Source organism: Acidobacteriota bacterium (assembly GCA_016196035.1).
GTDB lineage: Bacteria > Acidobacteriota > Blastocatellia > RBC074 > RBC074 > JACPYM01.
In genome coordinates, this window is sequence record JACPYM010000001.1 from 1 (window position 1) to 22580 (window position 22580).

The 22580-nt window shown below is 57.7% G+C and carries 15 protein-coding genes; 9 read left to right on the plus strand and 6 right to left on the minus strand.

Annotation, left to right across the window (positions count from 1 at the left end; all coding sequences use genetic code 11):
• The first annotated feature begins 157 nt into the window (after nt 1–157).
• The 7 genes from HY011_00005 (at nt 158) to HY011_00035 (ending at nt 4649) form a co-directional block, all read left to right on the plus strand.
• Complete coding sequence (locus tag HY011_00005) at nt 158–778, plus strand: hypothetical protein (GenBank protein ID MBI3421310.1); 621 nt, start codon at nt 158–160, stop codon at nt 776–778.
• Nucleotides 779–1118: 340 nt separating this feature from the next.
• Nucleotides 1119–1301: a hypothetical protein gene (locus HY011_00010; protein ID MBI3421311.1), complete on the plus strand. Its 183-nt coding sequence runs from the start codon at nt 1119–1121 to the stop codon at nt 1299–1301.
• A gap of 38 nt (nt 1302–1339) precedes the next feature.
• Nucleotides 1340–2071: an IS630 family transposase gene (locus HY011_00015; protein MBI3421312.1), complete on the plus strand. Its 732-nt coding sequence runs from the start codon at nt 1340–1342 to the stop codon at nt 2069–2071.
• Nucleotides 2037–2387, plus strand: a complete 351-nt coding sequence (locus HY011_00020; GenBank protein MBI3421313.1) for a transposase — start codon at nt 2037–2039, stop codon at nt 2385–2387. Before HY011_00015 ends, HY011_00020 begins: the two co-directional genes overlap by 35 nt.
• Complete coding sequence (locus HY011_00025) at nt 2366–3310, plus strand: ISL3 family transposase (protein MBI3421314.1); 945 nt, start codon at nt 2366–2368, stop codon at nt 3308–3310. The genes HY011_00020 and HY011_00025 overlap by 22 nt, the downstream gene beginning before the upstream one ends.
• Nucleotides 3311–3337: 27 nt before the next feature.
• On the plus strand, nt 3338–3454 hold the full coding sequence (locus HY011_00030; GenBank protein ID MBI3421315.1) for a transposase: 117 nt from the start codon (nt 3338–3340) through the stop codon (nt 3452–3454).
• A gap of 367 nt (nt 3455–3821) precedes the next feature.
• Nucleotides 3822–4649, plus strand: coding sequence for a hypothetical protein (locus HY011_00035; GenBank protein ID MBI3421316.1), 828 nt, complete (start codon nt 3822–3824; stop codon nt 4647–4649).
• Here the strand turns inward: HY011_00035 and HY011_00040 are convergent.
• From HY011_00040 to HY011_00060, 5 genes are all read right to left on the minus strand, one after another.
• Nucleotides 4646–4846 carry a hypothetical protein gene (locus HY011_00040; protein ID MBI3421317.1) on the minus strand — a complete coding sequence of 67 codons (201 nt, stop codon included), beginning with the start codon at nt 4844–4846 and terminating at the stop codon, nt 4646–4648. The two genes, HY011_00035 and HY011_00040, sit on opposite strands and share 4 nt — an antisense overlap.
• Complete coding sequence (locus HY011_00045) at nt 4818–5837, minus strand: IS1595 family transposase (protein ID MBI3421318.1); 1020 nt, start codon at nt 5835–5837, stop codon at nt 4818–4820. Before HY011_00045 ends, HY011_00040 begins: the two co-directional genes overlap by 29 nt.
• Nucleotides 5838–5973: 136 nt before the next feature.
• Nucleotides 5974–16854, minus strand: coding sequence for a tandem-95 repeat protein (locus tag HY011_00050; GenBank protein MBI3421319.1), 10881 nt, complete (start codon nt 16852–16854; stop codon nt 5974–5976).
• 404 nt (nt 16855–17258) lie between these two features.
• Complete coding sequence (locus tag HY011_00055) at nt 17259–18539, minus strand: ATP-binding protein (GenBank protein MBI3421320.1); 1281 nt, start codon at nt 18537–18539, stop codon at nt 17259–17261.
• 286 nt (nt 18540–18825) lie between these two features.
• Nucleotides 18826–19857 carry a VWA domain-containing protein gene (locus tag HY011_00060; protein ID MBI3421321.1) on the minus strand — a complete coding sequence of 344 codons (1032 nt, stop codon included), beginning with the start codon at nt 19855–19857 and terminating at the stop codon, nt 18826–18828.
• Here HY011_00060 and HY011_00065 point away from each other — a divergent pair.
• Nucleotides 19744–20088 carry a hypothetical protein gene (locus HY011_00065; GenBank protein ID MBI3421322.1) on the plus strand — a complete coding sequence of 115 codons (345 nt, stop codon included), beginning with the start codon at nt 19744–19746 and terminating at the stop codon, nt 20086–20088. The genes HY011_00060 and HY011_00065 overlap by 114 nt on opposite strands.
• Nucleotides 20089–20112: 24 nt before the next feature.
• Here the strand turns inward: HY011_00065 and HY011_00070 are convergent, their stop codons facing one another.
• Nucleotides 20113–21336 (minus strand): esterase family protein, encoded by a 1224-nt coding sequence (locus HY011_00070; GenBank protein ID MBI3421323.1) that lies wholly within the window; start codon nt 21334–21336, stop codon nt 20113–20115.
• Between the two features lie 497 nt (nt 21337–21833).
• On the opposite strand from HY011_00070, the gene HY011_00075 reads away from it, so the two are divergent.
• Nucleotides 21834–22367: a Uma2 family endonuclease gene (locus HY011_00075; protein ID MBI3421324.1), complete on the plus strand. Its 534-nt coding sequence runs from the start codon at nt 21834–21836 to the stop codon at nt 22365–22367.
• Nucleotides 22368–22580 lie beyond the last annotated feature (213 nt).

Genomic DNA, 22580 nt, shown 5'->3' on the forward strand with positions numbered 1-22580 from the left:
CCGGATTGAAGCGCTATCGAATTTTATCAGATCGTCTACGTATGCATGACCTTGATTTATACAACGTTACTTTAGGGGTCTGCGCGGGACTCTGGAATTTTAGGCTAAGTTGTTGAACGCAAACATCACAATAACTCTATTACAATGGAGCGAATAGATGAGTGAAAATGATTACCAGCGGATTGTCGAGCGGGTTACCCAAAGCGTCGCCCAGCCGATGATTGCTACAGATACGGGCGTGGAAGCCGCACAACAAATGGGGCAATTGGCAGCGCAAGAGGAGATCGCCTGGGCCATTGTTGGCGGATTAGCCATGTATTTATATGGCAGTTCACGCTTGACGAAAGATGTAGATATTATTGCTTCCAAAAACTTATCTCTGACACCGCTGCATCGGCTCAGTTTCGGGGGAAGTAATTATACGTTGCAAATCGGCAGATATAATGTCCCCATTGACTGGATTGTACGCAATGATGGCTACCAAAAATTTTATCGCGCGGCCTTAACGGACGCCGTTGTCTTGCCCAATGGTTTACGCTTGGTGACGCCGGAATGGTTGGTCATCTTGAAGTTTAATGCTGGTCGGCAAAAAGATTTGGATGATATTGTTTACTTATTAAAACAGGATAAGCTGGTTGATCGCCCAACGGTGAAGAGTAAGGTGATTGAAACAGTAGGAGAGGATGGCTGGTTCATCATGCTTTCGGGTTTTCGCCGTCTCTGTGATCTAGCGGATGGAAGAACGTCAGAACCAAGCAAGTATTACGATCAAGATTAACCACCAACTTACTCTTGTAAAAGGAGGCCGTGCCGAACATTCGTTGCACCGGAGTAATTCTTCAGGCAAAGCCTGCACAGGGGGGTATGAAACTGATGGACAGCGGCAGGCACGAGGGACAGAATGGCTGCCGACCGCAGCCGGTTGAAGAGGCCGTCGCCGCATTGGTGCTGAAGTAGTAAGCCCGCACCGGAGTTTGGTCCCGGCAGTCTGTGAGCAGGTCAGTGGTGACGACACGAGGAGCGCTCCTCGTTGCCGCTCCCGATTAAGAGAGTACGTTTAAGTCAGACTGCCGCGCCGGCTGAGGTCAGCCACCCGAATTCCCAAAGGAGACCAAGCCATGAAGAAGACGCCCGGCAACCCGTCGCTGCGTAACAAGAGTAACAAGAGTAACAAGAGTAACAAGAGTAACAAGAAATTCGTAGCGCCCGGCGGACGCGCGGTCAAGGCGCGGACGAGCGGCGAGTTGAATCGGCTCAACGAGCGCGCGGCAGGCGTGGACATCGGGGGCGAGCGGCATTAAGCACCTGGGCAAAAGTTATCGGGTAGAATAGCGAAGTTATGAAAACTCCGACTAAATTCGTAAAAGAACTTTCTGCCGAACAACGTGGTCAGTTACTCGATATTTACAAAACTGATCTGCGCTGGCGCCCGCGGCAACGCGCCCAGGCGATTCTCTTGAGCGCCCGCGGCTACACCCTCGACCAGTTCGCCGCCCTCTTTGAAGTTGACCGCGACCGCGTGAGCCAATGGCTCGATTGGTGGGGCGAGTACCAGTTCGACGGACTGGACGATGACTCGCGCAATGGCCGCCCGCCCAAGCTGGACGAAGCCGAACAGGCGCGCGCCATTGAGTTAGTGCGCGCGGAACCGCGTTCCACCAAGCACGGCTTGCAACGCATCGCCGCCGAAATCGGAAAAGTCATTAGCCAGGACACGTTGCGCTTCATTCGCAAAACTGGCGGCTATGTCTGGAAGCGTGCGCGCCGCAGTCTGCGCCTTTTCCGCGATGCAGACGAATTTCGCGCGGCCCAGGGGGAACTTGCGCAACTCCGGGTGGCGGCCTTACAGCCGGGCAGCGACTTCGACATGTGGTACTTCGACGAAGCCGGCTTCACCCTACAGCCGAGCGTGCCCTATGCCTGGCAGCGCGTCGGCGAGCGCCTTGAACTGGCCACGGCGCACGGGCCGCGCCAAAACATTCTGGGCTTTTTCAATCTGCGCCAATGCTTTCATTCATTTGCCTTCACCGGCACGATTGATACGCACACCTGCCTTCACCGGCACGATTGATACGCACACCGTGGTGCACTGCTTCGAACTCTTCATCCAGCGCCGCCGCAAACCCGCAGTAGTGGTAATTGACAACGCCCCAATTCACACCAGCGAAGAATTTGAAGCGGAACGCGAACGCTGGGAAGCTGACGGTTTGTACTTCAAGTTCTTGCCGTCTTACTCGCCGGAACTGAACCTGATCGAGTTACTCTGGCGCAAAATTAAGTACGAGTGGTTACCACTAAACGCCTACCAGAACTTCAAGACCCTAACCAATGAGTTATTTGAGGTACTCAAGGGAGTGGGCTCAAAATACCGGATTACTTTCTCGTAGGTGCTTGTGCGATCTGCTCCCGATGTGGAGAGAAGACCTTTGAATTTCACAGCTACGATGATCCGCTCCGCTTGCGGCATTTGCCGATTCTGGCGCAGCGCGTGTTCATTGAGTTGCGCCCGAAGCGTTACCGCTGTCCGACTTGCGACGATCATCCGACTACCAGGCAGCAGTGCGCTTGGTGCGAGCCGCGCGCGCCGCACACGAAAGCCTTTGATCAATCCCTGCTGCGGCAGTTGATCAATAGCACGGTCAGTGATGTGGCGCGCAAGCAGGAAGCCAGTTATGACGCGGTCCTGGGGGCGATCAAGCGAGGCGTGGCGCGCGCGGTCAACTGGCGCGAGTTCACGGCACTGAAAGTCATCGGGATGGATGAGATCGCGCTGCGCAAAGGGCACCGCGATTTCGTCGTGATCGTCACTTTGCGGCGTGGGAATGGCGACATTGCGTTGCTCGGCGTGCTTGCCAATCGGAAGAAAGAGACGGTGGTGACCTTCTTGCGTTCGATCCCGCTCAAATTGCGGGCGAGCAGTGAGCGGGTCTGCGCCGACAGGTATGAAGGCTACACGAATGCGGTCAAAGAAGAGATCACGCAAGCCCGTGTAGTGATTGACCGGTTTCATGTCGCCAAGGCGTACCGTGAGTGCGCCGACAAGTTGCGCAAAAGCCAGTTGCGCGAATTGAAGCAAGAACTCGATGAAGAAGAATACAAACTGCTCAAAGGCACGCTGTGGCCGTTTCGGTGCAACGCCGCTGATCTTGAGCCGGAGCAGGAGCAAGCCGTTGCGCTGCTGTTGGAATGCGCACCTGATCTACGCAAAGCCGATGACCTGCGCGAAGAGTTGAGTGCGATCTTTGACGCCGAGCAGAGTAAAGAGTCGGCCAAACGCGCCATCACCAACTGGATTGGTCGCGTTAAATAGAGTGGCTTGATATGCTTTGCTTCCTTTTTGACGACGCTTGATAACTGGCTCGATGAGATCACCAACTATTTTCTCGACCGCCAGACGAGCGGTTTTCAAGAGGGCTTCAACAACAAGCTTAAAGTCCCCAAACGGCGCTGTTAAGGGATCACGAACATTACGCATCTGTTTCAACGCATCTGGCTCGATCTCGAAGGCTTCAAGCTCTTCGGGGTTTGAGATCACAAGATGTTGTGGAGTTTCCGGCAATTCCTAAAGGCCGAAGCGCAAAGACGAAAGACGGTAAATAGCATGACCGGATGCTTGGCGGTTAGCTGCCGAAGGTAAGATATTACTAGCGTAACCATAAATCCCCCAGGAGAACGAGCCTCCGGCTAGCAATCGGGTAACTCAATTGCTGAAACATATTTCGTTGCCGCTGCTTGATGCTTTGGCCAGGCACAAATGTTACATCAAACTTGGGTGATAATATACTTGACACACAGTCTTTTTTTAGAACATGCTAGTCCGTATGGGACAGCTTTTTTCTGACATCGGCGCATTCGTATTGGCAGTCTTGAGTAGCTGGCAAGCATTAGCTACTGGTGGTGTAGTGACAGCCATCATTTCAGTCGTTGAGCGTCTTATGAAGAAAGAAATGACTAGACGTACTTATTTTTTGGTCTTTGTGGTCGCTTTCTTATTGGTAGCGTTTTTTCTAGCTTGGCGAGATGAGCGCCACCAGGTTAGCGAGGCTAGGCAGAATCTCTCCGACGTAAAAAATAATCTTGCAGTCGTAAAGCAGGACTTGCTGACAGTAAAACAAGACCTTTTAGTCGAGAAAAAGAAAAATGGCCCTGACCTTCAAGGTCAGTTTTTACGAGTCAGTAGAGGCCCCGCACCAGGGAATAAAACCGCCGCGATGATTACTCTGTGGCTGACTTTTACAAATAAGGGAGCGGACAGTATTGCTGACAGTTGGCTGTTAAAAATAGCCATTCCCAATAGGGCGGAGATTGAGGTTGCTCCTGTTTATTTTCCTAAGCCGATTGTTTTGAGCGGCAACTCACCGTCCCCGTATGTGTTGCGCCCCTCAGACACTTGTTTTGAGAAGTTCAAGGAAAAGCCCTTAGCTAATGGGGGTAGAATCTCTTGTCACCTAGAATTTCTTCTTAAAGGGTTGACTAGCGATCAGATGACGCCAGATACTAAATTAGACCTATCGTATTCAGATGTGACTGGTCTTAAGCAGATGATAACAAGAGATAACAGTCAGGACATTGCGGTTGGCCCTCAATACATACCCGGTCTGGATTTACCTATAAGCCCACGCTCAAAAAAACGTAAAAGGGTACGCTAAGCAGGAATGATCTTGTTTCTGAATGGGTCTTTCCCATGATGTTTTGGCTGCTGTTCATATTCAGTTTGCCTTTCCTCTATCTCAGACTTTGAAACACGAAGCAATTTTCTGGCGAGTTCGTCAAAACGCTCAAAGCTGTTCTCATCTTCGATAAGTTCAGGCAAGCGGTCAGGGTTGATCGGTTTCGGCGTGTTCATCTTGATTCCGTTGTGGGATTCTACCACGACGGCCCACGGGGGCGCTACCGCGTTCAATCAGTTGCTTGTAGATGATGCGCTTGTCGCCGATATTGCGGACGGTTTTAACGAAGCGGTCATTGTCTTTGCCACTGCGTTCATTAAAGCGGAACTCCTGTTCCGCAACGTAACGATGTAGATGCTCATCTTCGACGCTAACCCAAGTGCCTTTGACGCAACGTTTGAATAGCGTCCAGAAGTTTTCGCAACCATTCGTATGCGCATCTCCTACCACGTATTGCTTGGCAGAGTGATTAACAACGCTGTGAGCGTAGTCTTCATTCAAACCGTTGTAGCCTGTCCAATCATCGGTGCAGACTTGGCTACCGGGTTCAACGTTGGAATAGATTTGCTCTTGCAGGGTATCGGCTGAACGGTCAGGAATCACGGTTGCCAGCACTTGGCTTGCGCCTTCTGTCTCGTGACGTTCAAGGATGCCCATAACGATGGCTTTGCCAACGCCACCACGGCCTTGAATGATTTGCTCGCGGCGGTCGTGATGCATGTTCTTCGCCAAGCCGCCAACAAAGGTTTCGTCAGCTTCAACCTGCTCAGACATAACCGTAAATGAGCCAGTTTGAAAGGCGAGGCGAATACGATGTGCGAGGAACCATGCGCTCTTTTGCGTAATACCAAGTGCCCGATGAATTTCCCAAGAGCTAATACCGTTCTTGGCATTGATAATCAACCACATGGCGACAAGCCATTTGTCCAAACCTAAAGGTGAGTCTTCCATGATGCTGCTATGCTTGATGGAAAACTGTTTTTTGCAGCCCTTGCAACGCCAAATCCGGCGCGTAGTAATGAAGCTATGCTCTACGCCCTGACAAAATGGGCAAGTGACTCCACTAGGCCAACGCAGCGGAATCATGTATTGTAAGCAAGTGTCTTGGTCAGCAAAGAACTTGATGGCGTCTTGAATTGTTTTGGGTTGGTAAAGCTCTTTTTCCATAAGCGTACTTTAGCAAAAAGAGCCTTGTGTGTCAAGTATATTATCACCCCTGTTTGGGTGTGATAGCAGGGGAGTAAGCGAATAGATGAGCGGGGCGCGGCGTGCGTTCTGCGCCAGGCCCCGCTGGGCGATAAAATCAATCCTTCACAGGCCGGTTATAGATGCCGCTGCCTTCGGTGCCCACAAAGATCACGTTGTCTTTGATAGTAATGGCGCGAGTGCGCAAATTGGTCAGATTGATGATGATCTGTTTCCAGTTCGCGCCGTCGTCGGTGGTGACATAGACGCCGCCGCCATTGGTCGCCGCATAGAGGCGCGTGGCATCACTGCGCAAACCCACCACGTTTTGGTTATCCAGGCCGTTGACCATGCGCGTGAAGAGGTCGCCGTTGTTGGTCGAACGCCAGGCGCCATCGCCGTTGCGCCCGGTGAAAAGATTCGTTGCGCCGCGCAAGGCGAACGAGGTAATCGGGATGCCCGCTTCGAGGCCGCTGCCGACCTGCGCCCATGACGTACCGGTCAAATCGCTGCTGCGATACACGGTGCCGCTGCCTGTGCCTAGGAAGAGGTTGGCCGCCGTTTTGAACAAGGCCGTGGCTTCGACGGTGAAGCCGCTGACGCTGACGGACGTCCAGACCGGGCTGCTCAAGGGGCTGTTGTACAAGCCGGTGTCCCCCGTCGCGGCAAAGAGTTTGTTGCTGCTGATGAGCAAATCTTTGACGACGGTGTTGGTGAACCCGGCATCATTGAACGAAGTCCAGTTCGCGCCGTTGTCGGTTGAACGATAGACGCCGCGCCCATTCGTCCCGGCATACAGCGCCGTGCCATCGGTCGCAAAGGCGTTCGCGCCGAAGGGGAACAAATCGGTCAAGCCGGTGTTGGCCGCCGTCCAGCTTTGCCCGTTGTTGCTGCTGACATAAATGCCGCCGCCGTCCAGGCCCGCGAAGAGCAAGGTGTCTTTCACAAACAACGAGAGGATGAACGCGGCGTTTAGACCGCTGTTGGCTTGTGCCCAATTCGCGCCCGCGTCCGTCGTGCGGAAGACGCCGCTGCCTTCGGTACCCGCGAAGATGTTGCCATCCGTTTGGGCGAAGGTATTGACCGCGCGGTTGAAGATGCCCGTGTTCACGGTTGACCAACTGGCGCGCGCCACCGGCGATTTGACTACGTCGTAAAGCGTGCTCGCCACGGGTTGGATCATCAGCCGTTCGGCACGCGCATACAAATTCGTGCCGAGCGCTTCGACGGTGACGATGCGGGCGCTGGCATCCAGGCCGGTGTTGAAGGTCGTCCAGGCGGCGCTGTCCGTGGGCGTACTGAACACGCCCGCGTCAGTCCCGGCGAAAAGCGTCGTGCCGCTGGCGGTCAGCGAATTGATGAACGGCGGTTCGTTGTTGGGGAAGCCGGTGTTGAATGCGCTCCAGCCCGCCGTGCTCGCATCCGTCGCAAAGACGCCATCCACCAGCGTGGCGGCAAAAAGCTTCGTGCCCGCCAGTTGCAGGTCGCTGAAAACATTGGCAACCAGGTTGGTGTTAAAGGCCGCCCAGCCGGCTTCGTTCAAAGGCGTGCGTTGAATCGTCTGGTTGCTGAAATTGGTCGCGCCCGTCACCGCATATAAATACGTGTCGCTGGCCGCCAGGAAAAACACAAACGAATCGTTCAGCCCGGTGTTGAAGGGTGACCAGTTATCACCGTTATCCAGCGAACGGAACACGCCGTCGCCCTCGGTGCCCGCATACAACACGCCGTTGCGCGCAGCCAGTGTCAGAACTTTCAGATTGGTCAGGCCCTTGTTGACGGGCGTCCACGCGCCGCCGTTGTTCGTCGTGCGGAAGATACCGCCGCCTTGCGTCGCCGCAAAGAGGTTGGTGCTGTTGACGGTTGCCAGCGCAATGATCTTGCCGCCTTCGGGGCCGGTCAGTTGCGCCCATTCCTGCGAAGTTTGTGAGACGGTGATGGTGACGGTTTTGCTGTCCATCAACGCTGTTGGAACGCAATCATCGGTCACACTGAAGGTCACTGTGACCGGGCCGGTAGGCGTGCCCGCCGCCGGACGCCAGCGGAATTCACCCGCATTGCCTGTTTGAATGAAGGTCGCGCCGCTCGGCAAATTCGTCGCCGTCAAGGTCAACGCCGTGGTGTCAGGATCGCTGGCCGTGACGGTGAAGATGAGTTCATCGCCGATGGCTACGGTTTGCGCGCCGGGCACGGTCAGCACGGGCGGATCGCACACCGGCGTGACCGTGATCGTGGCCGTCGCCGCCGGGCTATCCAGGCTGCCGTCGTTCGCCTTAAACGTGAAGCTGTCCTGGCCGTTGAAGTTTTGATTCGGCGTATAGGTGGCCGTCGCACCATTGAGCGTCACCGTGCCGCTTTGCGGTGGCGTGACGATGCTATAACTCAAGGCCGCGTTCTCAGGATCGCTGCACGTCAGCGCAAATTGCTTCGCCACATCTTCGTCCGTCGTGGCCGACACATTTGTGCAACTGGGTGGACGATTGTTGACGGCACCGACAGTGATTGTGACCGTCTTGGTGTCGCTCATCTGCGGCGTGCCGTTGTCAGTCGCGGTGAAACTGACCGTGACCGTGGCAGCCGCGCTCGGCGTCCAGTTGAATACGCCGGTCGCCGCATTGAATGTCGCACTTTGTGGCACGTTCGCCGCCGACAGCGTGATGACATCGCCGGTGTCCACATCGCTGGCCGTGACGGTGAAATTCACCGTTTGACCGGCAGTGACATTTTGCGCGCCGGGCACGGTGATAACGGGTTTGTCGTTGACCGGATTCACGGTGATCGTGACCAGCGCATTGACGCTATCCACCTTGCCGTCATTGGTCTTGAAGGTGAACGAATCAGGCCCGTTGTAATTGAGCGCCGGAGTGTATGTCAGATTCGGCGCAGTGCCCGTCAACGTGCCGTGCATGGGTTGCGCGACGACGGCAAAGGTGAAGGTGTCGCCATCGGGATCGCTGCCGGTCAAGGTGATCGGCGTCGCGGTGTCTTCGGTGACGGTAACCGGGAAGCTGTTGGCAATCGGCGGACGATTGATGTCGTTGATGGTGAAGGTCGTCGTCTTCATCGCGCTGAGCGGCGGTGTGCCGTTGTCGGTCACCATGAAAGTCACTGAATAGCTGCCCGATTGGTTGAAGGCGGGCGTCCAACTGAACACACCCGTCCCCGGATCGAACGTCGCTCCAGGCGGCAAGCCGGTCGCTTTAAGCGTGAGCGTTTGCCCGGTGTCCACATCCGCGCTGGTGACGGTGAAGCTGATCGTTTCGCCCTCGGTCGCGGTGCGCGCATCCGGCGCGCTGATGGTGGGCGCATCGTTGATCGGGTTGACCGTGATGTTGACCGTCGCGGGCGTGCTGTCGAGCGCGCCGTTGTTGACCTTGAAGGTAAACACATCCGGCCCGTTGTAATTGGCCGCCGGGACATACATCACGGCGGGTGGCGTGCCCGTCAGCGTGCCGTGTTGCGGCTGGCTGACGATCATAAAGGTGATCGTCACATTGTCGGGATCGCTGCCGGTCAGCGTAATCGGTTTCGCCGTGTCCTCATCGGTCGTGACTTGCTGGCCGTTGGCGATGGGTGTGCGGCGCGCATCTTTGACCGTGATCGTCACCGCTTTGGTGTCGCTCAAGGGCGGCGTGCCGTTGTCGGTCGCCGTGAAGTTGAGCGTATAAGTACCCATCTGATCGAAGTTCGGCGTCCAACTGAACAAACCCGTTGACGCATTGAACGCCGCGCCCGTCGGCAGATTCGGCGCACTCAGCGTGGGCGTCGTGCCATCCACATCGCTGGCCGTGACGGTGAATTGCAATTGCGTGCCTTCATCCACCATCTGCGCGCCGGGCACGAGGATGATGGGCGGATCGTTGATGGGATTGATCGTCAGGCTGACCGTGGCGACGTTGCTGTCCACCTTACCGTCATTGGCCTTGAAGGTGAACGAGTCCGCGCCGTTGTAATTCGGATTCGGCAGATACAACAGATTCGGCGCGTTGCCGTTGAGCGTGCCATGCGCGGGCGGCGTGACAATCACAAACGTCAGCGGATCGTTGTCGGGATCACTGGCCGTCAGCACGATCTGTTTGCTCGCGTCTTCATCTGTCGTTATTTGTTGCGCGTTGGCGACCGGCGGATCGTTGACCGCGCCAATGGTGATGCTCACCGTGGCGGCGGCGCTGTCCACCTTGCCGTCATTGACCTTGAAGGTGAACGCATCCTCGCCCGTCGCATTCGCGTTCGGCGTGTAAGTCAGATTCGGCGCGGTACCCGACAGCGTGCCTTTCGCGGGCGGCGTGACGACCATAAACGTCAGCGTGTCGCCGTCCACATCAGTGCCCGTCAGCGTGATGGGCCTGGCGGTGTCTTCGACGGCTTGCACGGACTGCGGCGTCGCCACGGGCGCGTCGTTGACGGGTTTGACGGTGATGCTCACCGTCGCCGTATTGCTGTCGGCCTTGCCGTCATTGACCTTGAACGTGAACGCATCCGCCCCGTTGAAATTGGCGCGCGGCGTATAGGTCACGTTCGGCGCGGTGCCGCTCAAGCTGCCGTTGGCCGGTGGCGTGACGATCATGAACGTCAACGGATCGCCATCGGGATCGCTACCCGTCAACACGATGGGCAGCGCCGTGTCTTCGTCAGTCATGACCTGCTGGCCGTTGGCCGTCGGCGCGCGTTGCGTGTCGGTGACCGTGATCGTGACCGTCTTGGCATCGGTGAGTTGCGGCGTGCCATTGTCAGCCACCGTGAAGGTCACCGTGTAAGAACCGGCTTGCGTGAAGTTGGGCGTCCAACTGAAGACCCCCGTCGCTGGCGCGAAGCTCGCGCCCGACGGCACATTGGCCGCCGAAAGCGTCAAGGTCTGGCCCGTGTCAACATCGCTGCCCAGGACGCTGAACGTCAGCAGTTGGTTTTCGGCCACGGTTTGCGCGCCCGGCACCGTGATCGTGGGTTTATCGTTGACCGGATTGATCGTGATGCTAACCGTCGCCACGGCACTTTCGGTGCTGCCGTCGCTGACCTTGAAAGTGAACGCATCCGCGCCGTTCACATTGGCCTGTGGCGTGTAAGTCAGGTTCGGCGCGGTGCCCGTCAGCGCACCTTTGGTGGGCGGCGTGACGATGGTGAAGGTCAGCGCATCGCCATCGGGATCGCTGCCGGTCAGCGCGAATTGCTTGGCCGTGTCCTCATCAGTCACGACCGTTTGCGCATTGGCGGTCGGCCCGCGATTCACATTCACGACGCGAATGAGCACCGCTTTGGCATCCGCGAGCGGCGGCGTGCCGTTGTCGGTCACCGTGAAGTTGACCGTGTAATCGCCCGCCTGGGCAAAAGTCGGCGTCCAGGTGAAGGTCGCGGTGGCCGGATTGAAATTCGCGCCCTGCGGCACATTGGCGGCGGAGAACGTCAGCGTCTGCCCCGCATCCACATCGGTCGCTGTGACGGTGAAACTCAAGGCCACGCCTTCGTTGACCGCCTGTGTCGGCGGCACGTTGAGCACAGGTCTGTCATTGATCGAATTGATCGTCAGGCTGACGGTCGCCGTGTTGCTGTCCACACTGCCGTCATTGGCCTTGAAGCTGAAGCTGTCAGCGCCGTTGTAATTGAGCGCGGGCGTATAGGTCAGATTCGGCGCAGTGCCGCTCAGCGCACCGTGTTGCGGCGCATTGACGATGGTGTAAGTCAGCGCATCGCCGTCAAGATCATTCACCACCAGCACGATGGCTTTGGGCGTGTCTTCATCCAGCGTGACGTTTTGCGACGCGGCGACTGGGGCGGGATTGACGACCGTGATCGCGACGCTCTTTGAATTGCCGAGCGCGGGCGTGCCGTTGTCGGTCGCGGTGAAATTGACGGTGTAACTGCCCGCCTGTTTGTTGGTGGGCGTCCACATAAACATGCCATCGGGCGTGAGCGCCGCGCCGTTGGGCAGATTGCTCGAACTGAACGTCAACGTCTGGCCGGTGTCCACATCGGTGGCCGATAGATTGAAGCTGAGCTTTACGGCTTCGTTGACGGTTTGCGGGCCAGGCACATTCAAGACCGGCGCATCGTTGACCGGCGCGATGTTGATCGTGACGATCACCAGCGGACTATCGAGGCTGCCGTCGTTCGCCTTGTATGTGAACGAGTCGGTGCCGTTCACATCCTGGTTGGGCGTGTAAGTCAGATTGGGCGCATTGCCGCTCAGCTTGCCGCGTTGCGGTTGCGTCACCACCATCGTCGTGATGGCGTCGCCATCGGGATCGCTGCCGCTCAACACAATCGGCACCGGCGTGTCTTCGTTGGTCGTGACGGTCTTGGCGTCGGCGCGCGGCGCGCGGTTGGTGTTGGTCACGATGATCTGCACCGACTTCGCATCGGTCAGCGCGGGCGTGCCGTCATCGGTGGCGACAAAGTTGACCGTATAGGTGCCCGCTTGATCGAAGTTGGGCGTCCAGGTGAAGACGCGCGACGATTCGATAAAGCTCGCGCCGCTGGGGCGGCTGGGCGCGGTGATCTTGATGACCGGGCTGTCGGGATCGGTCGCCGACACGGTGAAGGTCAGCGTTTGCCCTTCGGCCACGGTTTGGGCCGGGGGCACGCTCAGCACCGGCGGATCGTTGACGCCGTTGATCGTGATGTTGACGGTGACCGGCGGGCTGTCGAACGAACCGTTATTGACCTTGAAGGTGAAGCTGTCGCTGCCGTTGAAATCAAGGCGCGGCGTGTAAGTCAGCGCGGGCGGCGTGCCCAGCAACAGGCCATTGCGCGGCTGCGTCACGATCATAAACCGCAAGGTGCCGCCATCGGGATCAACGCCCGCCAGCGTGAACTGAACAGGCTTGTCTTCATCGGTCACTAGGGTTTGCGCCGTCGCGCGCGGCGGATCGGCCACCGGGCGCACGGTGATGCTGACGGGCGCGGGCGCGCTGTCCAGCTTGCCGTCATTGACCTTGAAGGTGAACGCATCCGCGCCGTTGTAATTGATGGCGGGCGTATAGGTCAGATTGGGCGCAGTGCCGCTGAGCAGGCCGTGCGCGGGCGGCGTGACAACCATAAACGTCAGCGCGTCGCCATCCACATCGCTGCCCGTCAACGTGATCGCCTTGGCCGTGTCTTCATCGGTCGTGACCTGTTGCGCGGTGGCGACCGGCGCATCGTTGACCGGCTTGACGATGATGCTGATCGTCGCCGGAGGGCTGTCGAGCTTGCCGTCATTCACTTTGAACGTGAAGGAATCCGGCCCGTTGTAATCCTTGTTCGGCGTGTACGTCAGATTCGGCGCAGTGCCCGTCAACACGCCTTTGGCCGGTTGCGTAACGACTGCGTAAGTCAGCGTGTTGCCATCGGGATCGCTGCCCGCTAGCACAATCGCCAGCGCCTTGTCTTCGTCGGTCATCACTTCGGCGGCGCGGGCCACGGGCGCGCGATTCACATCGGTGACAGTGATCGTGACACTCTTGGTGTCGCTGCCCACCGGCGCACCGTTGTCCATCACCGTGAAGCTCACCGTATAGGTGCCGGCCTGATCGAAGTTCGGCGTCCAAGCGAAGGTGCGCGTGGCATCGTTAAAGCTCGCGCCGCTGGGCACGCTGGCCGCAGTGAATTTCAACGTCTGCCCTGTATCCACATCGGTGGCGGAAATGGTGAAGGTCAGCGTCTCGCCCTCCTTAACCGTTTGCGGCCCGGGCACCGTCAACACAGGCGGATCGTTGACCGGCTTGACCGTGATGCTGATGGTCGCAGGCGCGCTGTCGAGCTTGCCGTCATTGACCTTGAAGGTGAACGCATCCGCGCCGTTGTAATCCTTGGCTGGCGTATAGGTCAGATTCGGCGCGCTGCCGCTCAAGCTGCCGTGCATTGGCGGCGCGACGATCATAAAACTCAGCGTATCGCCGTCGGGATCGCTGCCCGCCAGCACTATCGGCAGCGCCTTGTCTTCATCGGTCATCACTTCGGCGGCGCGGGCGGTGGGCGCGCGGTTTACATCCGTTACCGTAATCGTGACGTTCTTGCTATCACTGCGCGACGGCGTGCCGTTGTCCATCACGGCAAAGGTCGCGGTGAAGCTGCCCGCCTGTTCAAACGTCGGCGTCCAGGTGAAGGTGCGCGTGGTTTCGTTAAAGCTCGCGCCGCTGGGCAACGCGGGCGCGGTGAATTTCAGCGTCTGCCCTTCATCCACATCGGTGGCCGACACGGTGAAGCTCAGCAGTTCGCCTTCCTTGACCGTTTGCGCGCCCGGCACCGTCAGCACGGGCGCATCGTTGACGGGGTTGACGGTGATCGTGACGGTCGCGGTGTTGCTGTCGAATTCGCCGTCGCGCACTTTGAACGTGAACGAATCCGCGCCGTTGAAATCTTTGTTCGGCGTATAGGTCACATTCGGCGCGCTGCCGCTCAAGCTGCCTTTGGCGGGCGCGCTGAGGATCATCCACGTCAACGGGCTGTTGTCGGGATCGCTGGCGGTCAGCGTGATAGCTTTCGGGGTGTCTTCGTCGGTCGTGACGCGCTGGTCGTTGGCGACGGGCGGACGGTTCGGAATCACGACCGTCAGTTGCAAGGTTTGCGTCGTCGTCGCGCCCTGATTGTCGGTCGCGGTCAGCGTCAAGGTGCGGTCGCCGGCATCGGCAATGACCGGCGTCAGGCGCAGCGTGAACAAGTGCGGCAGCGTCGCGTTGCGAATGATCGTGGCGAAGCTTGCGCCCGTGACGGTCACGTTGACCGGCTGATCGCTGTCGGCATCGCTGGCAAAGAACGGCAGATCGTTGGTCTGTCCGGCATTGGCGGTGAAAGCGTTGGGCGCAAACAACACCGGCGGCTGATTGGCCGTCAGGCTGCCGAAAATGAGTTCAGGCGAAACGTTGGTGATGCCGTCTTTGACGACCGGAATGCCCGCGCGCGTCAACCGTTCGACGCGCCCATTGGGCCGCAGCAAACTCGCCTCGACCGTCAGTTGATCTGTGCCCGGCAACACCGGCACATTGCGCAAAATAAAACCGCCGTTGCCATCGGTGAGTTGCTCCTGCCCGCGCGCGCGAATCATGGCGCGCCGCACCGGCGTGCGGTCGGCATCCAACGCGCGCCCGATCACCGTCGTCGTCTGGCGGGCGCTGGCGACGAAGTAAATCGCCGCTTCGGTGATGGCGTTTGAGCTGGTCTCGATGCGTTGCCCATCGCCCGAAACGGTGGCCGTGCCCACTTCCAAAAACTGCCCCAACGTCGCGCTGTGTTCGTTTTGGTCAAGCTTGAACAGCTTCACTTGCGCGTTTGCGGCATAGCCATCGGGGTTAGGAAAGGTCAGCTTCCCGCCCGGATTGAAGCGTGTGCCCAGTGGCGAAAGCTGAATCACGGCGGAGCTGAAAATGCCTTCGGGAAAACTCACCGGCAAGCGGCTGCTTTCGTATTGCGAGAGCGTGATACGTCCGCGTGTCGCGCCGTCGGGAAACAGCACCGCCGCATTGTTCGGCAATTCAAAAATTACATTGCCGGTTTGAATGCGTGTCGGGTTCTGTTGCGCCAGCGCTTCGTTTTCGATTTGCTCAAACGGCGCAAAGACAGGCGTGCTGAGCGTGGTGGTCTCTTCGCTCGCCAGCAAACCATTGCCGCCGCCGACCTGGGCCGACGCGCCGTTGAGCGGTTGCAAAAAGACGGTTTGAATGTAGGGATTGTCGCGGCTGTTGATGATCGTAACGGGCAGCGTCAGCGTTTCGAGCATCGGTTGCGTGCCCAGACTGGAGCCGATGACCTTGATAAACGCGCCGCCCAACGGCGCATCGGCGACCACAAAGATGCCATTCGGCCCGCTCTTGGTGGTCACGCGCTGTCCATTCGCCAGTGAAGTCACTTGCACCGTCACATCGGCCAGCGGCTGGCGATTGGTCGTTTCGACCACACCGCTCACCGAGGTGCGCAATGGCAGAGGATTGTTGCTGCGCGTTTCGCCCAACGGCGTGCGCACCGTGACGGGCGCACTCTCCGCGCCGAAGGGCACGATGACGGCCAGTTGCGAAGGCGTCGCCGTGATGACTTGCGCTTCGAGATCGCCAATGCGCACCAGGTTCTGACCCGGCGTTGTCGCAAAACCGCTGCCCGCAATCGTCACCACCTGCCCCGCCAACGCCGAACCCGCGCCAAAGCCTGTCAATTGCGGCGGCACAACTCCACCAGCACCCGCGATGTCGAGTTCGACCACATTGGAGGCCGGTGCGCCCGGCGCGCTCAGCGACAACGACACTTTGCCGCGTCCCAGCAGCGTGCGTGGAATTAAAACGTTGACTTGATCGAGGCCCGCCAGATCGCTCGAACGTCCGGCGAATTGCGGTGTCGCTGCGCTGCCCGCAAAGACCGCGCGCACATTTTCATTCAAATTGCCGTCGTTGTTGGGATCAGCCACGCGGCGCAGGCCCGTGGCAAAGAGCAGCACAAAGACTTGATCACTTTCCGGCCCCAAATCAATCGGCTTGGCAATCAGCTTACCCGCGCGCGCGTCAAATTGTGCGAGGGTTTCAAAACTTTGCGCGCCGCCTTGTTTGACCCGCAACAACACCGCCGCCGGTACGCCGCGCCCGTCGGCATTGGCCGTAAAAATGGCCGGGCTGACCGTGTTGACCAGCACCGTCCCCGTCGAAGTCACACCATTGCCCGCCACGACGCGCACATTCGCCGTGCCCGCGCTGACATTCGCCGGGACGAGCAGGTTGATCTGGTTCGGCGAAACAAAAAACAGCCCCGCGCGCTGCCCATTCACTTCGACAAAGGTGCCGCCTAAGGTCGTCGGCAATTGCACGCCCGGCGCATTCGGGTCGGTATCGCCGCCCACGGCTGTCGTCGTCGCCAATTGCGCGCCAAAGGCCGTCGCAATCGAATCGGGCGTGACCGCCGGTTCATAGCTGGCCGCCGAAACGGTGAAGACGGAGGTGGCTTGCGCGGCAGCCGCAGACCAAAGGGCAGGTAAAAACCGGATTGCCAGACCACACAACAAGACCAACAGGGCCAACGTGCCAAAGCGAAGACGTGCGTTCATAGTGCCTGCGTTCATAGTGATAGACCGAGTCCGAAGTTCGGGTGTTCAGGCATGGGGGACGCCACGCCAGAGAGATGTTGTTGATTGTCAAACGTACAAGACTGATTGTTTGTAAGCCGGCCAAACGGCCAAGAGGGGACGGCGCGCGCTCCCACAATTCCGCTCGCCAGGAACTGTTTCGTCAACCGCGCCTCAATCTGAATCAAGCTAATCAGGGATAGTGGGGGACATACCCAAAACGCTGGCAATCTAAGCTGGCTGAAGGGGTTGAGTCAATGGGAAAGTGGCTTGTGAGCAGGCCTGAGACACCTGCTGCAAGGTGGAAAATATGGCTGTTCGGCCCGTTTTGCGCGGCACGATTTCCGGGGGCGCAGGCGGATTGCCTGCGTCCCCGGAACCGCTCCCTATGGTCGCTTTGCTTGCCCAGCCGCCGCGCGACTGGCTTTCGCGGATGACTGCGCCGGTGAACTGAATTGCGCCGCCACCAAGGCCGCCCGCTCCAACAGCAGCTTGCCCAATGTTTGCGGACGCTGCGCCACCATCCATTGCATCAGCGCCGACAGAAACAGTTCCTTCAGGTACGCATAAGAGAACCCTTCCGTCGCGTTGACCAGCGCGGCGCACTCAGCCTCCGCCAACTGCATTTCTGCTTGCAGCGTCCGGTTCCAGGCTTGGCAATAGGCCAACCGCTCCGGCGGAGCAGGCGGCGTGAACTGGTATTTGCGGTCAAAGCGGCTCGGACGATCCAGAATCGCCGCGTCCAGCTTTTCCGGGTGATTGGTCGAAGCGAGCACCAGAATGCCGTGATTGCTGGCGAAACCGTCCATTTCATTGAGCAGGAACGCACGATTTTCCTTCGTCACGAGCGTATCCAAATCTTCCAACACCACCAGACACGGCGCGCTCCGCCGCGCCCGGGCAAAGACATCGCGCATACCGTTCTGTTCCGGCTCATCGCTCGACTTGAAGCTTTTGACGTACAGGCACGGCAGCTTCAAGTCGTTGGCCAACGCCTTGATCAAATGCGTCTTGCCATTGCCGGGTGGGCCAATCAGCAAAACGCCGCGCTTCCACGGAATGCCGTGACGCTCGTACAGTTCACGCGAAGCGAAGAAACGATGAAACTCCTCCCGCAATTCCTGCTTCATCTGCGCGGGCAGGATCAGATTCTCGAACGTCGCCCCTTTGATCGAAGCGAACAGTTCATCATCCTTGCGCCAATCGCCATTCTCGTAGACCAGGATTTCGCCATGCACGTCGTCGCAATAGTCGCAGACGGCGCGCAGGAAGCGTTCGCCCACCTCCTGCGTTTCCGCAATGATCCAGCGCCGTTCGGTTGAGTAACCGCCCTCACACCATTCCAGATACAGCACATCCAGAAAATGCTCTTTGCCGCTTTCGGCATCCGGCCACAGGATGCTCAGCCAGCCGCGTTGGATTTCGCGCTCGAACTTGTTCTCGCGCTTCGACCAGGTGGTTTCGATCTGGCAGTGCACTGGTTCCTGCGGCCAGATCGTGCATTGCCCGGCGGCGGCGAATTCGTGCAGGTTGAAGACGTAAGATTCGTTTTCGATGATGGCCGCGTCCGGGTACCACTCGGCCAGCTTCTGGCTGACGAAGTAAGAGACGTAATCCCCCGGTTGCAGCAAGGCTTCGTTGATAAATTCTTTCAGGTCTTTCTTCATAGCAACCCCAGCCGACCGCACAGGGTCAGCGAATGCTTCAGCCCGTTCAGGCTGAACACGGCCAAGCTTGCGCACGCGACACTGCGGCAAACAGCGGCTTAGCCAACCATTGATAATGTTTGATAACGTTGAAATGAACGCAGGCAATTCCGCCCGGCAACGGCGGTGCGGCAGGGGGAATTACGAGAAGAGAGTTGTGTAAGTAACCAACATGGCATTGTCTCCTTGCAAAAACGAAGGCGGAAGATACGCAGGTTGCGTGGGCAAGTCAACGAAAATTTCGACGCTATTTCTCTTCGGCAGGCACCAAGTAACGGTCGCGCCCCAACACAACATAGTCGGGATGCGCGCGCACTTTGATTTGCACCTTGCGCCAACGCCCATCCCGCGCCGTGTTCGTCGGGTAATAGCCGAGAATGTAGCGTTTGTTGATGCTGTTCAGAATACGAGCATAGATAACATCGGCCTGGTCGGGCGTTTCCAGATATTCCAGCCAGCCGCCCGTCTGTTCGGCGAGCCAACTCATCGCGAGTTGTTGTTGCAAGTGGCCTGTCAGGGCGTGCTGCTTTTGCTCCGCAGTTAGCCCTGGCCTTGCAGTCAGCCGCCCAAGACTTTTGGCCCGAATGCGTGCGGCGTCGGTTCGATTTACTTCTTCCGCCATAATCACAGCGCGGTTAAGTTGTTCTTCCGGTGGCAGTCCGATTAACCGCAAGCCAGGATAGATTGAATAGATAGTTGTATGTGTGAGGTCAGCGTATTTTTGCAGGTCTTCCAGGCTAAATTCGACTAAAAGGGGCTTCCATCCATACGCCAAGTTTGGCAGCATTGGCCGCAACGCACGCAGTTGATCGCCATCCGTTTGAAAAATGATGATGGGTCGTTCTTCCTCAGTCAGCAATTCGCGCAAAGTAGCAAACAAGGCACTGTACTGTGCGCTCTGCCCGACTGCGCCTGCGCTGAAAGCTCGTCTGCGGATGGATTCCAAAGTGTCTTTGAGCCTTTTTCGGTCTTCCGTAAAAGGAACCAAGAGCGCAACGTCATCCGTCACAATCGCCATGCGATCTTTCGGTTTTAATTGCTCAACCAATTTTTGAGCAGCCGTAATGCTGCTGCTCAAATAAGGAGTTTGGCTTGAGCTGTAATCTATGATCAACACGATTGAGCGCGGCACGCTGCTACCATCCTCCAACGCAAACGTAGCAGCTTGCTGAAGAACGCTATCCTCTGCAATCTCGAAATCATCCTTTCCCAAACCAGTGACAATGCGATTTTGCTGATCAACCACGAGCAAATCGAAAACCGCCAGCAAGGTTTCCATTCGGATGGTTTCTGCTACTGCCTCCGCGCCCTGCTTGTTTTCACGCTTTTTCTCGACCGCAGCCTGTTTCTGTTCATCCCATTTGACCCGTTCCAGGCTTTTGCCGAACGGCTCTCGTTTCGGCTTTTGCGGTGTCCAGCCCAAGGACGCAGCAAAGCAAAGAAGCAACCAGGTAACAGTCAGAAAAATGTGCTTGCACTGAATGTTGAGCATAACAATCTCTCAAATTGATAGCGTGCCGCGCTCAATCGTGCTTCAACGTTGATAATCCCGCCACAACCACCGCAACGAATCTGGCAAGACCGCCCGCCCATGCCGGTCGCTGTGGAAACCATGCCCAAATACAAACCGGTAATCATAACCCGCAAACGCCAGCGATTTGGCGAGCGTCTGATTCGCCAGCGGCCAGTTGCCGTTGTTGTTGTCCAGGTCGTTGGAGCCATCCTGCAAAAACACGCGAATGGGTTTGCGCGGCGTCTTGCGAATCATCGCTTCGTAATTGTGGCCGCCCGCGCGCACCGTCGGGCCGGCGGCGATGTTGGTGAAACTGCCGATCCAGGAAAGGACTTTGTGGAATTCGTTGGGCCGTTCCCACGCGGCGGTGAAGGCGCAGATGCCGCCGCTGCTCAGGCCCGCGATGGCGCGCGAAGCCGCGTCGTGGCGCAACGGATAGGTCTTTTCGACTTCGGGCAAAATCTCTTCGAGCAGGAAGCGCACGTATTGATCGCTGAGCGTGTCGTATTCAAAGCTGCGATTCGACTGGCCGCCGCTTTTAGTACCTGGCGCGAGGAAGATCGAAACTGTGACGGGCACTTCGCCTTTGGCAATTAGATTGTCGAAAACGACCGGCACGTAGTTGCGGGCGTTCTGCCCATCCTGCCAAACCATCACGGCGGCGGGTTGCGCGGCGTTGTATTGCGCGGGCACATAGACCCACCAATCGCGCGTCGTGTCGGCAAAGACCTTGCTCGTCCATTTCGGCATTTGAATCAGCTTGCCCTTGGGCACGCCGGGCTGCTCTTTCATTTCGGGCGGCGTGGTGTAGGTTTCCAACTGCCCAGTCCCTGCCCGCACGCGATGAGTACCCGTGGCATCGGTCAATTCGTATTGCCACAACGCGGCATCGCCCCAGTTGAAATGCTTCACGCCCGCATACACATTGGTTGTGCCCACGCGCGTCAACCGGAAGGTGAAGCCGCCATCCGCCGTGACGATTTGCGGCGCGGCGGTTTGATTGGGGATTTCGATGGCCCAGGCGACGGTCAATTCATCAATTTTCGGCCCCGGCAACTTCGCCAGATTGCCCATCTCCGCGCCGAAGGTTTGGCGCAAACGGGCGGCCAGTTGTTCGGCCTGTTCGCCTGTCGGATTGGCGAGCAATGCTTTTTCCAAAGCCAGCGGTGTGAGCGGCGCGTCTTGCGCAAGCGCAGTCAGGGCGGCCAGGCACAGCGCCAGCGTGAGCGTTTTCAACGTATTCATCAAGTTGTCCTCTCAGTGATTTGATGGGTAGTAATGCGCGGCGAATGTAACACGAAGCGCGGGCGGCGGGAACTGTTGAGCGGCGGCGGGGTGTGCGTCAAAGTTTTGCGTAGGCGGAAACGAACGTTTCAGCGCGCGTAGCGCAACTTGCCGAGCATTCATTTCTACACAAGTCTACCGGCTCCGAGAAAAGCCCTGAAAGGGCAGCATTCAATAGCCGTGGGCAACGCCCACGGAACGGTTCGGGAAGAATTTTCGGCCCTGCCGGGGCCGCATTCGACGTCGAGTCCGGCCCCTTTAGGGCCGTAGAACCTGCTGACGGCCTACCGTGGGCGTTGCCCACGGCTATTGAATGCTGCCCTTGCAGGGCAAAGACACAGAGCGTCAGACTTGTGTAGAAACGAATGCTCGGCAGGTTGCGCTACGCGCGCCACAACCGCCCGGCTTGCCTTTGTGCAAAACTTTGACGCACACCCGCGGCGGCGGCACGGGGTTGTATGCTGGTCGCGCCAATCTTGAAAGGGGAAAAGCAAATGACGGCGCCACCAAAGTATCGTTACACCTTGGAACAGTATCTGGAATTGGATCGTAACTCCGAAACCCGGCTTGAGTATTGGAATGGCGAGGTGCTTGTTATCAGCGATGAAGCCGATCAACAAGGTCGCATTGAAGAGAACCTGATTTTTCCGTTGGGTTGGCAGCCCAAGAGCAAAGCCTGCCGCCTCTTCGCTTCCACGATGCGCATTAAAGTGCCCTGCCTTCAGCTATACCGTTACGCTGATTTATCGGCGGTTTGTGGTTTGGCAGAATTTGAAGAGATTGGCGGCGTTGAAGTACTGACCAATCCGCAATTGATCGTAGAGATTACGTCAACTGTTACCGAAGCTAACGATCACGGCGACAAGTTCTCGCACTACAAATCAATTCCCAGCTTTATCGAATACTTGCTAATCGCGCAGCATCGTCCGCATATCTCGCAATACGTCAAGCTCAATACTGTGAACAGAAATCAGGCAGCTAAAGCGCCGTAAGTCCTGAGTTCTGCGTAAGCCGGGTGATTTTTCCAGCAAGTTAGGTCGTAAGCGTACTTGGCAGAAATCTCTGCCATAAAGTGTTCATTGAAAGCGGTTTGTTTTTGCGTTGCCAGCGAAAATACAAACGGTTCGTCGCTGGCTTGTGCCTGCGCGGCGGCGGCGCGCGTGGCGCTCACCGTCGCTAACGAGGCGTTGAAGTGAAAAGCCAAC